The 15344-nt window shown below is 67.3% G+C and carries 13 protein-coding genes; 10 read left to right on the plus strand and 3 right to left on the minus strand.

The genetic code is table 11. The features are described from left to right. Positions 1–63: 63 nt before the first annotated feature. Positions 64–1944: a M3 family oligoendopeptidase gene (locus tag J4O73_RS20160; protein WP_426220280.1), complete on the minus strand. Its 1881-nt coding sequence runs from the start codon at positions 1942–1944 to the stop codon at positions 64–66. Between the two features lie 249 nt (positions 1945–2193). Between J4O73_RS20160 and J4O73_RS20165 the strand changes: the two genes are divergently transcribed. The 7 genes from J4O73_RS20165 (at position 2194) to J4O73_RS20195 (ending at position 10267) form a co-directional block, all read left to right on the plus strand. Beyond that, positions 2194–3678, plus strand: a complete 1485-nt coding sequence (locus tag J4O73_RS20165) for a sigma-54-dependent transcriptional regulator (RefSeq protein ID WP_426220282.1) — start codon at positions 2194–2196, stop codon at positions 3676–3678. A 198-nt stretch (positions 3679–3876) separates the two neighbouring features. Then, entirely contained in the window at positions 3877–4170 is a 294-nt protein-coding gene (locus tag J4O73_RS20170) for an aa3-type cytochrome c oxidase subunit IV (protein WP_378969731.1), read from the plus strand. 181 nt (positions 4171–4351) lie between these two features. Next, positions 4352–5497, plus strand: a complete 1146-nt coding sequence (locus J4O73_RS20175) for a Re/Si-specific NAD(P)(+) transhydrogenase subunit alpha (protein ID WP_426220284.1) — start codon at positions 4352–4354, stop codon at positions 5495–5497. A 21-nt stretch (positions 5498–5518) separates the two neighbouring features. Then, on the plus strand, positions 5519–5974 hold the full coding sequence (locus J4O73_RS20180; RefSeq protein WP_378969736.1) for a proton-translocating transhydrogenase family protein: 456 nt from the start codon (positions 5519–5521) through the stop codon (positions 5972–5974). 4 nt (positions 5975–5978) lie between these two features. Further along, the gene (locus J4O73_RS20185) at positions 5979–7379 is read left to right on the plus strand and encodes an NAD(P)(+) transhydrogenase (Re/Si-specific) subunit beta (RefSeq protein ID WP_426220286.1); all 1401 of its coding nucleotides are present in this window, start codon (positions 5979–5981) and stop codon (positions 7377–7379) included. A gap of 103 nt (positions 7380–7482) precedes the next feature. Further along, complete coding sequence (gene recJ / locus J4O73_RS20190) at positions 7483–9300, plus strand: single-stranded-DNA-specific exonuclease RecJ (protein ID WP_426220288.1); 1818 nt, start codon at positions 7483–7485, stop codon at positions 9298–9300. A gap of 10 nt (positions 9301–9310) precedes the next feature. Continuing rightward, positions 9311–10267: a right-handed parallel beta-helix repeat-containing protein gene (locus J4O73_RS20195; protein WP_426220290.1), complete on the plus strand. Its 957-nt coding sequence runs from the start codon at positions 9311–9313 to the stop codon at positions 10265–10267. 196 nt (positions 10268–10463) lie between these two features. On the opposite strand, the gene J4O73_RS20200 is transcribed toward J4O73_RS20195, so the two are convergent. Beyond that, positions 10464–10958, minus strand: coding sequence for a CAP domain-containing protein (locus J4O73_RS20200; protein ID WP_426220292.1), 495 nt, complete (start codon positions 10956–10958; stop codon positions 10464–10466). A 118-nt stretch (positions 10959–11076) separates the two neighbouring features. Beyond that, positions 11077–12120, minus strand: coding sequence for an HD-GYP domain-containing protein (locus J4O73_RS20205; protein ID WP_426220294.1), 1044 nt, complete (start codon positions 12118–12120; stop codon positions 11077–11079). Between the two features lie 469 nt (positions 12121–12589). Here J4O73_RS20205 and J4O73_RS20210 point away from each other — a divergent pair, with 469 nt between their 5' ends. The 3 genes from J4O73_RS20210 (at position 12590) to J4O73_RS20220 (ending at position 15343) form a co-directional block, all read left to right on the plus strand. Continuing rightward, the gene (locus J4O73_RS20210) at positions 12590–13258 is read left to right on the plus strand and encodes a class II aldolase/adducin family protein (protein WP_426220296.1); all 669 of its coding nucleotides are present in this window, start codon (positions 12590–12592) and stop codon (positions 13256–13258) included. Positions 13259–13340: 82 nt separating this feature from the next. Beyond that, the gene (locus J4O73_RS20215; protein WP_426220298.1) at positions 13341–14330 is read left to right on the plus strand and encodes a flagellar motor protein MotA; all 990 of its coding nucleotides are present in this window, start codon (positions 13341–13343) and stop codon (positions 14328–14330) included. Next, positions 14330–15343 carry a peptidoglycan -binding protein gene (locus tag J4O73_RS20220; RefSeq protein WP_426220300.1) on the plus strand — a complete coding sequence of 338 codons (1014 nt, stop codon included), beginning with the start codon at positions 14330–14332 and terminating at the stop codon, positions 15341–15343. Before J4O73_RS20215 ends, J4O73_RS20220 begins: the two co-directional genes overlap by 1 nt. Position 15344 lies beyond the last annotated feature (1 nt).

Consider the following 15344-nt stretch of genomic DNA (forward strand, 5'->3'; position numbering starts at 1 on the left):
GGCTGGCGCCGCACCTCAGGATGAGGTGGAAGGTGGGACGAAGTTCGTCCCACCGTCTCGTCCTCAGTCCTGCCCTTCCATCGCTTCGAGCTCTATGATCATCCCCTCGATCATGCCGAGGCCGACCTGCCAGAAGCCGGGATCGCGGGCATCGAGGCCGAAGGGCGCGAGCAGTTCGCCGTAAGGCTTGGCGCCGCCCGCTGCGAGCAGGGCCATGTACTGCTCGGCAAAGCCATCGCCTGCCTTCTGATAGACCCCATAAAGCGAATTCACGAGGCAGTCGCCGAAAGCGTAGGCATAAACGTAGAACGGCGAGTGGATGAAGTGCGGGATATAGGCCCAGAACGGCTCGTACCCTGCATCGAGCGTGATCGCCGGGCCGAGGGATTCCGCCTGCACGGAGAGCCACAGGGCGTTGATCTGCTCGGTCGTCAATTCGCCCTTCGCGCGGGCGAGGTGGACCTTCCGCTCGAACAGGTAGAACGCGATCTGGCGCACCACCGTGTTGATCATGTCCTCGACCTTGGCCGCGAGCATCGCCCGGCGCTGGGACGTGTTCGTGGTCGCCGCGAGAAGCTTGCGGAAGGTCAGCATCTCGCCGAACACGCTGGCCGTCTCCGCGAGGGTCAACGGCGTCGGCGCCATCAGCGCGCCGTTCGGCCCGGCGAGAACTTGGTGCACACCGTGCCCGAGTTCGTGGGCAAGGGTCATCACGTCCCGAGGCTTACCCTGGTAGTTCACCAGCACGTAGGGGTGGACGGAGGGCACGGTGGGGTGCGCGAAGGCGCCCGGAGCCTTGCCGGGCCGGGTCGGCGCGTCGATCCAGTTGCGGTCGAAGAACCGCCGGGCGATCCCCGCCATGTCGGGTGAGAACGCCTCGTAGGCAGTGAGCACCGTGTCCCGTGCCTCGGTCCAGGGGATGGTGCGCTGGTCCACCTTGGGCAATGGGGCGTTGCGGTCCCAATAGGGGAGGGCGTCCTTCCCGAACCACTTCGCCTTCAGCTTGTAGTAGCGGTGCGACAGGCGCGGATAAGCGGCCTGCACGGCATCGACCAAGGCTGCGACGACCTCCGGCTCGACGCGGTTCGACAGGTGGCGCGCGTCGGCGACATCGCGGAAGCCGCGCCAGCGATCCGAGATCTCCTTGTCCTTGGCAAGCGTATTGGTGATCAGCGTGAAGATCCGCAGGTTTGCCCGCAGGACTTCACTCACCGCCCCGGCGGCTTCCTTGCGGATCGCGCCGTCCACGTCCTGAAGCTTGTTCAGGGTCGGCTCCAGCGACAGGCGCTCGCCCTGCACTGTGAAGCGAAGGCCCGCGATGGTCTCATCGAACAGCCGGTCCCAGGCGGCGTTGGCCGTCACCGACTTCTCGAGGAACAGCTTCTCGATCCGGTCCTCGAGCTGGAACGGCTTCTCCCGGCGCAGGTCATCGATCCACGGGGCGTAACGCGAGAGCGGCGCCTGCGCCTTGGCGGCATCGAGGGCGGCATCATCGACGCGGTTCAGTTCGAGCCCGAAAAACAGCAGATCGCCGGAGGCGTTGGTCAACCGCTCGCGCGTATCGCCGTAGAACTTGGCGCGGGTCTCATCCGTCGTGTCGCCGGAATAGACGAGCCCGGCATAGGACATGAGCTTGCCGAGCAGATCCTCGATCCGCTCGTAGGCCAACACCGCCTCCGCAAGGCGGGACGAGGCATCCGGGCCCTGGGCGAGCCCGGCGATCTTGCCTGCGTAGGTCTCGCTGAACCGGCGGCACTCTTCCTCGGCCCGGGTGAGGTCGTGGGAGAAGTTCGGATCGTCGAGCCCCGCGTAGAGGTCGGACAGGTCCCATTCGGGCAGCGGGCCAAGGATCTGGCCAAGATCGGCGGCCTTGGCGGCCGCGCGTGCGGCGTCGGCTCCTTCTGCCGTCGCTGCGGGCATCGGGGCGGCGGGACTCAGTCTCATCGGTTCCAGTGTCCTCGGGGGCGCGAAGGGGCGGCACGCGCACGTGGGATATCGAGCGAAAGGCGCCAAGGTTCAACGCAAGCGCTACCTTCATGCTCCCGATGCCCATCCGGCGGGAACACAAAACGTCGTTAAGCGCGACTTTACGGATATCGGCGACCTTACGGCTCGAAACGAAACAGCCAGCGAATCGGACGTACCCCACCCACCCGGGGAAGAGTCCGATCGCGCGGCCTCAGGGATGATGCCATGTCGACCGCCGTCCTCATCGTCGACGACGATCCGGTCCAACGCCGCCTGACCGAAGCTGCCGTGCGCCGGTTCGGCTTCGAGGCGCGTGTGGCCGAGAACGGACTCGATGGGCTCGCGCTCCTCCGCTCGGAGGGCGCCGACGTGGTGCTGCTCGACATGGTGATGCCGGGCCTCGACGGTCTCGGCGTCCTCGCGGAGATGCGCCGCAGCGGTCTCGACACGCCGGTCATCGTGCAGACCTCGAACGGCTCAATTGATGCCGTCGTGAATGCCATGCGCGCCGGGGCGGTGGACTTCGTCGTGAAGCCCGCGGGGGCAGAGCGGCTTCAGGTGTCCATCAAGAACGCCCTGCGGGTCGATCACTTGGAGGAAGAGGTCCGCCGGATGCGGCGCCGGGCTTCCGGCGCCCTGACCTTCAAGGATCTCACATCCCGCAGTTCGGACATGGAGCGGGTGATCCGTCTCGCCGAACGCGCGGCGAAATCCACGATTCCAGTTCTCATCGAAGGCGAATCGGGCGTCGGCAAGGAAGTGCTGGCGCGGGCTATCCAGGGTTCTGGCGACCGGAAGGGCAAGCCGTTCGTCACCGTCAATTGTGGCGCCATCCCCGAGAACCTCGTCGAATCGACCCTGTTCGGGCACGAGAAGGGGGCCTTCACCGGCGCCACCGAGAAGCATGCCGGCAAGTTCGTGGAAGCCTCGGGCGGCACCCTGTTCCTCGATGAGATCGGCGAATTGCCCCTCGATGCGCAGGTGAAGCTGCTGCGCGCCCTGCAAGAGGGCGAGGTCGATCCCGTCGGCGGCAAGCGTTCGGTGCGGGTGGACATCCGCCTGATCTCGGCGACCAACCGCTCGCTCCTCGATCTCGTGAAGCAGGGCCGCTTCCGCGAGGATCTGTTCTACCGCCTCAACGTCTTCCCGATGACTTTGCCGCCGCTGCGGGCGCGCCGGGAGGACGTGGCCGATCTCGCGCGCTCCTTCTGCGCCCGGTTCTCTGCCGAGGAGGGCAAGCGCGTCCGCGGCATCAGCCAGGAGGCGATGGCCCTGCTGACGCGCTATCCGTGGCCCGGCAACGTGCGACAGCTGGAGAACGCCCTGTTCCGCGCGGTCGTGCTGGCCGATGGCGACGAGCTGACGCTCGCCGAATTCCCGCAGATCGCTGCGCAGGTCGAAGGTTTCGACGTCCGGATTCCGGCGGCACCGAACCAGCCCTTGATGCCGACCTATGTGCCGGAGCCGGTTCGCGAGATCGTCCGCGTCGAGGTGCGCGATCCGCACGCCCTCTCGCTGGTCACCGAGGAGACCGGCGAGATCAAGACGATGGATGCCCTGGAGGCCGACATCATCCGCTTCGCCCTGCAATTCTACCGGGGACGGATGTCGGAGGTGTCCCGGCGGCTCGGCATCGGCCGCTCAACACTCTACCGCAAGTTGAAAGATCTCGGCCTCGAAGGGGATGAGAAGGCCGAAGACGCCGCCTGATTTCCGCGAATCGCGGAACAGAGCCCGAATCGGACCCGCCCGCCTGCAACCAACGGGCGAGGCGGCAATGCGACTTTGGTACGGGAAATAGCCTGTCGAAGCCCTTCCGCCTTGGAAAAGCAGGCAATTGCGACGATTGAGCCCGTGGGGTACATAAGCTAACAACAAAAACAGTTGCGCCCAAGGGATCCGCATCAAATGGCCGAGAGTCACACCGTGTCGGGGCACGCCTACAGCCCGGCTATGGACGGGTCGACACACGAGCAGACCTACCGCGGATTTGTCCGTTTCGTCGAAATCGGTACCGGCGTCGTCATTTGCTGGGTTCTCGCCCTGGCCGTTGGTGGCATCCGCGAAGCGTGGATGCTGGCCATCCTCGGCGTCGTCGTTTCCGGCGCGGCGGGCGCCGTCGGTGCTCTGGCCCCGGCCGTTGGCTGGCGCGCGCCGCTCGTGGTGGCTATCCTGCTCGCCCTCTATCTCGCCTTCGCCTGACGCTTCAGGCGAACGATGCGAACCGGGGGATCATACGACCCCCCTGGAGTGCCTGTCGGCAGCACGGCTGACGGGTTACAACAACTCACAAACTCCTATCGCAACTTGACTGGCTCCCTCGAAAACCTGCTCAGCTAGGAGCATGGCGGGACCTGGTCCGCTTTTGTCTGAGGTACGTCGCATGCGCATCGCTGTGCTGTCCGAAACGGACTCCGCGGAACCGCGGGTCGCGGCGGTGCCGGAGACGGTGAAGAAATTCAAAGGTCTCGGAGCGGACGTGGTGGTCCAGGCCGGTGCCGGCAAGCGCGCCGGTATCCCGGACGGTGAGTTCGAGGCCGCTGGTGCCACCATCGCCGCGAGCGCCGAAGAGACCGCCCGTGACGCCGACCTCGTCCTGAAGGTCCGTCGTCCTGCCGCCGAGGAACTGCCGCATCTCAAGCGTGGCGCGGTCGTCATCGCCATCATGGACCCCTACGGTAACGAGGCGGCCCTGAAGGAGATGGCGGATGCGGGCGTCGATGCCTTCGCCATGGAACTGATGCCCCGCATCACCCGCGCGCAGGTAATGGACGTCCTGTCCTCGCAGGCGAACCTCGCGGGCTATCGCGCCGTGGTGGACGGCGCCTCCGAATACGGCCGCGCCATGCCGATGATGATGACGGCGGCGGGCACCGTCCCGGCCGCCCGCGTCTTCGTGATGGGCGTCGGCGTCGCCGGGCTTCAAGCCATTGCCACCGCCCGCCGCATGGGCGCCGTGGTGACCGCCACCGACGTGCGCCCCGCCACGAAGGAGCAGGTCGAATCCCTCGGCGCGAAGTTCGTCGCCGTGGAGGACGAGGAGTTCAAGCAGGCCGAGACCTCCGGCGGCTACGCCAAGGAGATGTCCGCCGAGTACCAGAAGAAGCAGGCCGATCTGGTGAAGGGCCACATCGCCAAGCAGGACATCGTCATCACCACGGCCCTCATTCCCGGCCGTCCCGCGCCGAAGCTCGTCTCCGAGGAGATGGTCGGCTCGATGAAGCCGGGTTCGGTGCTGGTGGATCTCGCTGTCGAGCGCGGCGGCAACGTCGCGGGTGCCAAGCCGGGCGAGATCGTCACCACCGAGAACGGCGTGAAGATCGTCGGCCACCTCAACGTGGCGGGCCGCCTCGCGGCGACGGCGTCGAGCCTCTACGCCCGCAATCTGTTCGCCTTCATCGAGACGCTGGTCGACAAGGAATCCAAGGCCCTCGCCATCAAGTGGGACGACGAGCTCGTGAAGGCCACGAATCTCACCCGTGACGGCTCCGTCGTCCACGCCTCCTTCCAGCCTAAGCCGGCCGCCTGATCCGTCGAGGGGATTTCACTCATGGCAAACGTTGTCGTTCCTCCCGATCAGGCAGCCGAGCAGGCCCGGGTGTTGTCGGACGCCGCCCGCGCCGCCGCTGCCGTCGCCCGTAACGCCGCCGATCAGGCTCAGGCCATCGCCGACGGCATGGGTCACGGCATTCATGCCGCGACCGGCGGTGCCGTCGATCCGACCGTGTTCCGGTTGGCCATCTTCGTGCTGGCGATCTTCGTCGGTTACTACGTCGTGTGGTCGGTGACCCCGGCGCTGCACACGCCGCTCATGTCCGTCACCAACGCCATCTCCTCGGTCATCATCGTCGGCGCCCTGCTCGCCGTGGGCGTGCCGCTCATCGAGAAGGGTACGGGCGTCGCCCGCTTCTTCGGCTTCATCGGCATCGTGCTCGCCAGCGTGAACATTTTCGGCGGCTTCCTCGTCACGCAGCGCATGCTCGGCATGTACAAGAAGAAGGGCTGAGCCGGTGTCTGAGAACGTCTCCTCACTCCTCTACATCGTCGCCGGCGTCCTGTTCATCATGGCGCTCCGGGGGCTCTCGCACCCGACGACCTCCCGCCAGGGCAACATGTACGGCATGGTCGGCATGGCGCTCGCCATCCTGACCACCCTCGTCGGCCATCCGCCCGCCGGGATCGGCGCGTGGTTCCTCGTTCTGCTCGGCCTCGGCATCGGCGGCGGCGCGGGCGCGGTGATCGCCAAGCGCGTTCCCATGACGGCGATGCCGCAGCTCGTGGCGGCCTTCCACTCGCTGGTCGGCCTCGCGGCGGTGTTCGTGGCGGCGGGTGCGCTCTATGCTCCGCAGGCCTTCGGCATCATCGAGAACGGCCACTTCCACAAGCAGTCGCTGTTCGAGATGGGCCTGGGTGTCGCCATCGGCGCCATCACCTTCACCGGTTCGGTCATCGCCTTCGCGAAGCTTGACGGCCGCATGTCCGGCAAGCCGATCATGCTGCCGCAGCGCCACCTGATCAACGCGGCACTCGCCGCCGGCCTCGTGCTCCTGATCGCTCTGTTCATCGGCACCGAGTCGAAGGCCATCTTCTGGCTGATCGTCCTCGTCTCGCTGGTGCTCGGCGGCCTGATCATCATCCCGATCGGCGGCGCCGACATGCCGGTGGTCGTGTCGATGCTCAACTCCTACTCGGGCTGGGCGGCGGCCGGCATCGGCTTCACCCTAGGCAACCTCGCGCTCATCATCACGGGCTCGCTGGTCGGCTCCTCGGGCGCCATCCTGTCCTACATCATGTGCCACGCGATGAACCGGTCGTTCATCTCGGTCATCCTCGGCGGCTTCGGTGGGGATTCCGCCGCTGCGGCCGGTGGCGGCCAGGTGGAGACGCGCCCGGTGAAGCAGGGTTCGTCGGACGACGCGGCCTACATCATGAAGAACGCCGAGCGTGTGATCATCGTCCCCGGCTACGGCATGGCGGTCGCCCAGGCGCAGCACTCCCTGCGTGAGATGGCCGACATGCTGAAGAAGGAGGGCGTGGACGTGAAGTACGCCATCCACCCGGTGGCGGGCCGCATGCCGGGCCACATGAACGTGCTGCTCGCCGAGGCGAACGTGCCGTACGACGAGGTGTTCGAGCTGGAAGACATCAACGGCGAGTTCCCGCAGGCCGACGTGGCCTTCGTGATCGGCGCCAACGACGTCACCAACCCGGCGGCCAAGACGGACAAGACCTCGCCGATCTACGGCATGCCGATCCTCGACGTGGAAAAGGCCAAGACCGTGCTGTTCATCAAGCGTGGCATGGGCTCCGGCTATGCGGGCGTCGAGAACGAAGTCTTCTTCCGCGACAACACGATGATGCTGTTCGGCGACGCCAAGAAGGTAGTCGATCAGATCCTCAAGGCGTTCTGATCTCCCCATCACGGGACCGGAATCGGGGGCGGGCCTTGTGCCCGCCCTTTTTTGTGTGGGCGCTGCCACAGCATTGCCTGAGCAAGCGGTATAGGATGCGCGCGTGTCTGCCGCCTCCGTCTTGATCGAACCCGCCACATCCCTCCTCGGCGTCGAGTGCTCCGTGACCGGCCGACGCTGGGCGGAACGCTGCGCGGGCTTGGAGAGCGACCGCGCCATCGCCCGCATGGTGCAGGCCCATGGCTTGCCGGAACTGCTCGCCCGCGTGCTTACGGGGCGCGGCGTGGCGCCCGATGCGGCCGAAGCGTATCTCGCACCGCGCCTGCGCGATCTGATGCCCGATCCCGACAGTCTGCTCGACATGCAGCCGGCCGTTCGCCGCCTGGCCAAGGCGGTGCGTGAGGGCGAGATCATCGCCGTGTTCGGCGATTACGACGTGGACGGCGCGGCGAGCGCGGCCATGCTGGCGGAGTATCTTCGCGGCTTCGGCCTCACAGTGCCGGTCCACATCCCCGACCGGATTGCGGAGGGCTACGGCCCGAACGAGGGCGCCATCGCGGCGCTCGCCGCTGAGGGGGCGCGGGTTCTGGTCTGTGTCGATTGCGGCACGAGCGGTCACGGTCCCCTGGAACAGGCCGCCCGGAACGGGCTCGACGTGATCGTGCTCGACCACCACGCGGCGTCCGAGATCCTGCCGCAGGTCCATGCGGTCGTGAACCCGAATCGGCAGGACGATCTCTCCGGCCTCGGGCATCTCTGCGCGGCGGGGGTGGTGTTCCTGACCCTGGTCGCCCTGAACCGCCACCTTCGGATCGAAGGCTATTTCGGCCCCGAGCGGCCGGAACCCCGGCTGACCGATTCCCTCGATCTCGTCGCCCTCGCGACGGTGGCCGACGTCGTCCCGCTGCGTGACCTCAACCGAGCGTTCGTGGTGCAGGGCCTTTCGGTGATGCGTCATCGGGGGCGCACTGGCCTCGCGGCGCTTCTCGATGCCTCGTCGCTCTCCGAGCCGCCGGAGGCCTGGCATCTCGGCTTCGTGCTGGGGCCGCGCATCAACGCGGGTGGCCGGATCGGCGATGCCGCTCTCGGCGCGCGGCTGCTTTCCACCCGCGATCCAGTGGAGGCCGCACGCATCGCCGTCGATCTCGATCGGCTGAATCGCGAGCGGCAGGCCATCGAAGCGCAGGCGGTGGCCGAGGCCGAGGCCGGGATGGACCGGGCTCTAACCGAGAATCCGGCCCTGCCGGTTCTGGTCATGGGCAATCCAGATTGGCACCCCGGCATCGTCGGCTTGGTCGCGGCGCGGCTGAAGGAGCGGTTCGGCCGCCCGGCTTTCGCCTTCGCGATCCGGCCGGATGGCAGCGCCACGGGTTCCGGCCGCTCCGTACCGGGGGTCGATCTCGGGCAGGCGGTGCGCGCCTGCGTCGAGGCGGGAAGAGCGCGCAAGGGCGGCGGCCACGCCATGGCGGCGGGCGTGACCCTGGATGGCGATGCGATCGCGGCGTTCGAGGCGCATCTCGCCTCCACCCTGAGCGCGGCCGTGGAAAAGGCCCGCGCTGCCGATGCTCTGCTCATTGACGGCACCCTGAGCGCCGGGGGCGCCACGGCCGAGACGGTGCGGCTGCTCCAGCGTGCAGGGCCCTTCGGCCAGGGCGCACCGGAGCCGCTTTTCGCACTGGCCCGCCACCGCATCGTCGATGCGGGCATCGTCGGCACCGGCCATGTCCGCGCGCGGTTGCGCAGCCGCGACGGGCAGGCTGTGGGGGCCATCTGCTTCCGCGCCGCCGAGAGGCCGCTCGGCCGGGCGATCCTCGACAGTATCGGCCGGGAGGTCCACGCCGTGGGCACGCTCTCGCGCGATCAGTGGCGCGGCGCCGAGCGGGCGCAATTGCGCATCGTCGATCTCGCCCCGGCGGATTGATCGCCCGGCGATGGACGCTTCCTCGCCTCCTGCGATCGTGCGCCCGGCGCCGGATTGCGACGCGGCGACCCGCGCCCGCATCCTCGCCCCCCGGCGACCGGGGGACGACGTCGTCGCGATCTCCTGCAGCCTGCATCTCGGACCGAATGAGCGCGTGACGAAGCGCCTTCTCTTCGAAGGGTCGGCGGCCTCGGGCGTTCGGGTGACCTGCGACGGTGGCGCCATTGGCCCCGGTGAGGCGGGCACCGGCCTTACCGATTTCGCGGTCGAGATCCGCTCTCGCCCGCCTACGCAGGACCGTCCGAACTGGGACCGGCCAGAGGACATCACGATCCGGGCCTGCACCATCCTCGGGCATGTCCGAATCTGGGGCATGGGCATGAACGGTCAGGGTCCCATGGTGCGGGACTCGTCTCGGAGCCTTGGCCATACGGAGCGTGCTCAAGCGGCCGCGCCGACCCGCGTGAGCATCCTCAATTCCGCGATGACCGCCTTCGGCCGGATCCCGGTCTATCTCGGGCCGGGGGTGACGAGCGTCACGCTGAAGGGCTCGCGGATCGGCGGCACCTCATCCGCGACCGCCGTCTATCTCGATGCCGAGAGTGCGGACAACGTCATCGCGGACAACAATTTCGAGATCCGGACAGGCCGAGAGATCATTGCGGTCGATGGCTCGGCCCGCAACCGGATCACCGGCAACCGCTTCGCCCTACACGGGGAGGGCGGGGTGCGCCTCTACCGGAATTGCGGTGAAGGCGGCACGGTGCGCCACCAGACGCCCTCGGACAACGTTGTGACCGGCAACAGCTTCCGGGGCGCAGGCACCTTCACCGCGCCGATCGTCGTGAATTCCCGCAACGGCTGGGACATCCATTGCTGGGACGATTCCGGCTATCCGTTCGGCAGCAGTGCCGACAATCGTGATAACGGCACGGGCAACGTGGTGGAGCCCAACCGGACGGAGTGACGCGCTAGAGCCAGGGCCGCCCGAGTTGAGCCACCCCCAACGCCGAAATCCTCGTCGTCCAAAATCTTCGTCGTCATTGCGAGCGTAGCGAAGCGATCCAGGGCAGCAGGACGCTTCCGAACGATGCGACTCCCTGGTTTGCTTCGCTACGCTCGCAATGACGGAAGCCCAAAAGCTAACTGGGTCGGCTCCGGCTCTAGCCGCCCGCCATCACCAGCGCCCAGAACCTCTTGTAGCGGGTGTCGGGCGCGTCCACCCGCGCGATGCCGATCCGGCGGATCTGCGGGATCAGCATGTTCTTGTTGTGCTCGGACGAGCGCTTCCAGCGGGCGAAGACCTCATCGAAGGTCTCCGCGCCCGCGCTGAGATTCTCGGCGGCGTAGGAGCGGGCAAGGCCTGCCGCATTCATCCGTGAGGTGAAACTCCCTCCGACATCGTGGCTGAGCTGCCCATGCCGCGCATTGTTGCCCGCCTGGAACGAGGCGGCCTTCACGAGGCCCGGATCGACGATGACCGGGCTCAGGCCGTGCTGGACGCGGTAGGCCGAGATCGCGGCGGCGGCGGCGACCTCGTCCAGCACCGTGGTGCGGGTCGAATAGCGGGCCGCAGGTTCCTCGGACAGGGGTAGGCTTCCGCAGCTGGCCAGCGGTAACAGGACGAGGGCGAAGGGGAGAAGGCGGATCGGCGTCACGGGATCGGCTGCTGTCGGAACGGGACGTGGGTCCCTCCGGGGCCGATGCGGCGAAAGCGCGGCAGGAGACGGTTCAAGCGTCGTACGGCGGAATTGCGTTGCGCGGGGGCCACGCTCGTCAGGCGAAGGGCTCGCAGGCGAGCATCGAGGGGGTGAAGGCCTTGAGCAGCACGGGATCGAGGTGACCCCGTGTCTCGACCATGATGGCCAGGGCCTCGGCGGGCTTGGCGGGCTGGCGGTAGGCCCGGCGTTCGGTGAGCGCGCAAAACACGTCACAGATCGAGACGATCCGCACGAGGTCGGCGATCTGGGAGCCCTTCAACCCATCGGGATAGCCGGTGCCGTCCAGCCTTTCGTGGTGGTGGCGCACCACGTCGATCACCTCGGCATCGTACCCGCCCTCCGCGATGAGGAGGGAGGCGCCGATCTCGGGATGGCGCTTCATCAGCCGCATCTCATTCGCATCGAGACGGCCCGGCTTGTCGAGGATCTCCTTCGGGATGCGTGACTTGCCGAGATCGTGCAGCAAGCCCGCACGGGCAAGCCGTGTGAGATCCGCCCGCGACAGGCCGATCCGCGCGCCGAAGGACGCGCAGAGGCCCGCCACGCTCAGCGTGTGCTCGTAGAGGCCGGCATCGTGCTGCCAGAGTTCCGCGAGCCAGGCCGAGATGCCGGCTTCCGAGACTGCGGCCAGCACCAGTTCCGTGCCGCGCTCGATGTCCTGCGGCGGAAGTGCTCCGCCGATGGCCGCGCTGTCGAACAGGTCGGTCACGAGGGTTCTGGCGGCCTTGGCCCGCTCGTTCAGGCGGCGAGCCAGAGCCTCGGCCGCCCGTGTGGCCGCCTCGATCAGAACGAAGGCCCGGCTCAGGATGGATTCGCGCGTGGCTCCGGCCGGAAGGACGAGGGTGTTGGCATCCGGCTTGATGCCCTCGCCCCGGGCGAGGACGATGCGGGGCACGGCGGGGGTGAAGCGGTCCAGGCGGCGGGTCCAGTTCGCCAGCGCCGGCGGCGGAAGATCGAGAAGGGCAAAGACCGGCCTTCCCGGGTGAGGCGTATCTCCCGGCGCGTGGGGCCGGCAGGTCGTGACGAAGCCGATCGCTCGCGCGAGAGCGGCGCGTTCCGATGGCCGGTCAGAGACCAGTTGGACGAACGCTTCTCTCACCGGAGGAAGCGTCCTGTCCGTAGACGACGACACGCGAACCTCGTGGGTATGGAAGAAGGCCGCTGATTGAATAAGACTATCAGTGTCTTCCTATGGAAAGCTTAACTATGTCGCAGTCGCGCTCCGCGCGCAGGCCAATTTCAAGGCAGCCGCCAGACACCTTTTCGTGATGCGGTCGCAGTTTGAATTGATGAGACAGTAGTTCGTCATTGAGGACCTGAACAGAGACTTCGTGGCGCGATGACAGAAATTCTCTCTGGTTCATGCCTCAGCTTAGGAGGGCAATGTTTAGTCGTCCGGCGCGGATAGTTGCCGAACCGCAAGCCAGGCGGAGCGAGGCCGCGGCCGCGCTCTCGCTAGGCCTGGACCGAAGCCGGGCGCGGGAATAGGCGAGACAGTCACGGTGTACAGGCGTGGCGGCCTCCACGGGACGCCGCCACGCCTTCGGAACGACGGGACGAGACTCGCCATGGATCAGCAGGAATGGCAATTACGGGAGGGCGTGGTCTCGGCGGCGCGCGAACTCGACGCGCTGGGTCTGAACCGCGGCACCTCAGGCAACGTTTCCTGCCGCTACGCCGAGGGGCTGCTGATCACGCCCTCCGGCGTGCCAACGGCGGAACTCACGCCGGAAGGCATCGTCCCGATGGGGCTCGATGGCTCCTATCCGAAGGGCACCAAGCCTTCCTCGGAATGGCGCTTCCACCGCGATATCCTCGCCGCGCGGCCGGAAGTCGGCGCCGTGGTGCACGCGCACCCGGTCCATTGCACCGCCTTCGCGATCTGCGGGCGGCCGATCCCGGCTGTTCACTACATGATCGCGGCCTTCGGCGGCCCCGACGTACGCTGCGCGCCCTACGCGCCCTACGGCACCGAGGCGCTGTCCCGCTTGGCGCTGGAGGCCCTGGAGAACCGGTCCTGCTGCCTTCTGGCGAACCACGGCATGATTGCCGCAGGGTCCGACCTCCGGCGGGCGCTCTGGCTCGCGCAGGAATTGGAGACCCTGTGCCAGCAATACGCGGTCGCGTTGCAAGTCGGAACGCCGCAAATACTCTCGGATGCTGAGATCGCCGACACAGTCGAGCGCTTCCGTGGATACGGGCTCAATGCCGCCAACCCGGCAAAGAGCGCGACTTGATTGGGCAGGGTCATGCCGCCAGAGTGCGCGCGCACCGGCTCCGCGAAGTCCGGCATCCCGTCTCCGTAGGCAAGACCGATCGATGGCCGCGCGCGATACCCGCGAAACCCAGTACAGGCCGCTCTCGAAGCCCGGTATTTACCTGGCGCGGATGGTCATCTTCCTCGCCCTTGTCGGGTTTCTCGCGTTCATCCTCTTCAAGCAGGTCACGCCCGCCTTCCTGGCCAATCCGGGTCTCAACGGCCTGATCCTGGGCGTCCTGCTCATCGCGATCATCATCGCCTTCGGTCAGGTCTTCCGGCTGTCGCGGGAGGTCGCCTTCGTCAACGCGGCGGCGGCGGGCGAAGTCGCGCGGCGACCCGCGCACCTCCTCAAGCCTCTGTCACGGGCCATCGCCGCCCGCACCGGCGGCAATGCCGTCCCCGGCACGGTGACGTTGCTCGACACCATCGCCGCGCGGCTCGACGAGGGGCGGGAGATGCTGCGCTACATCGCGGGCATCCTCATCCTGCTCGGCCTGCTCGGCACCTTCTGGGGCCTCATCGACACGCTGTCGGCGGTGGGTGGCGTTATCAAGGGCATGCGCGGCGGGGGCGACGCCGCCGTGATGTTCGATGAATTGAAATCGGGCCTCGCCGTGCCGCTCTCGGGCATTGGCCTCGCCTTCTCGGCCTCGCTGTTCGGCCTCGCCTCATCGTTGATCACCGGTTTCCTGGAGTTGCAGGCGGGGCAGGCCCATGCCCGTTTCCACAACGAATTGCAGGATTGGCTGATGGCCGTGGGCGTGGCGTCCGAGCCCAGCGTGGCCATCGCCGCGCCCATGCCCGTTCGCGCCGGGCCGAGTTCGCAGGAACTCAAGGAGGCGGTGGATCACCTCTCCGCCGTCATCGCCGAGAACGGCAGCAACCGCGCCACCACGCTCGCCATGACCAATCTCGCGGAAGGTATTCAGGGGCTTGTCCAGCACATGCGGGCCGAGCAGCAGATGATCCGCGATTGGGTGGAAGCGCAGGCGAGCCGCGAGCGTGAATTGAAGCAGGTGCTCGACCGGCTCGGCCGGGAGCGGGTCTGATGGCCTCCACCGTCGCCCGCAGCCGACGCGGCATCAATGTCTGGCCGGGCTATGTCGATGCGCTGGCGACGCTGCTGCTGTCGGTCGTCTTCCTGTTGACCGTCTTCGTCGTGGGGCAGTTCTTCGTTTCGCAGGAACTCACCGGGCGCGATGCGACGCTCGCACGCCTCAACCGCCAACTGGCCGACCTCACGGATCTCCTCGCCCTCGAACGCTCGAAGAAGCAGGGCACCGAGAGCGAGCTACAGAGCCTGCGCTCGACGCTCGCCGCCGTTCAGGCCGAGCGGGATCAGGCCAAGACCCAGGCCGAGGCCGCGACGGTGAGCCAGGGCGCCACTGGCGTGTTGGACAAGCAGTTGGAGGCCGAGCGCGGCGCCACCAAGCGGGCCCTGACGCAGGTGGATCTGCTCAACGAGCAGATCGCCGCCATGCGCCGTCAACTCGCCGCGCTGGAGGATGCGCTGGCCGCCTCCGAGACCCGCGACCGGGAAAGTCAGGCACGAATCGCCGAACTCGGCAGCCGCCTCAATGTGGCGCTGGCTCAGAAGGTCCAGGAACTCGCCCGCTACCGGTCCGACTTCTTCGGCCGCCTGCGTCAGATCCTCGGCAGCCGCTCCGACATCCGTGTCGTCGGCGACCGTTTCGTTCTGCAATCGGAGGTTCTGTTTCCCGGCGGGTCGGCCACCCTCAAGCCGGAGGCCGCGCCGGAGCTCGACCGGATCGCGAGTGCCGTGTCCGACCTCGCCAAGCAGATCCCGGCGGATTTGTCCTGGGTGCTTCGGGTCGACGGGCATACCGATGCCCGCCCCATCGCGACGACGCAATTCCCGTCGAACTGGGCTCTCTCGGCCGCCCGCGCCATCGCGGTGGTGCAGTACCTTGCGAGCAAGGGAATCCCGCCGCAGAACCTGCTGGCAGGCGCCTTCGGTGAATTCCAACCGATCGACCAGGGCACGACGGACGACGCCTATGCCCGCAACCGCCGGATCGAGTTGAAGCTCACCGAGCGGTAAC

It is taken from the genome of Methylobacterium sp. NFXW15 (assembly GCF_049887755.1).
Lineage (GTDB): Bacteria > Pseudomonadota > Alphaproteobacteria > Rhizobiales > Beijerinckiaceae > Methylobacterium.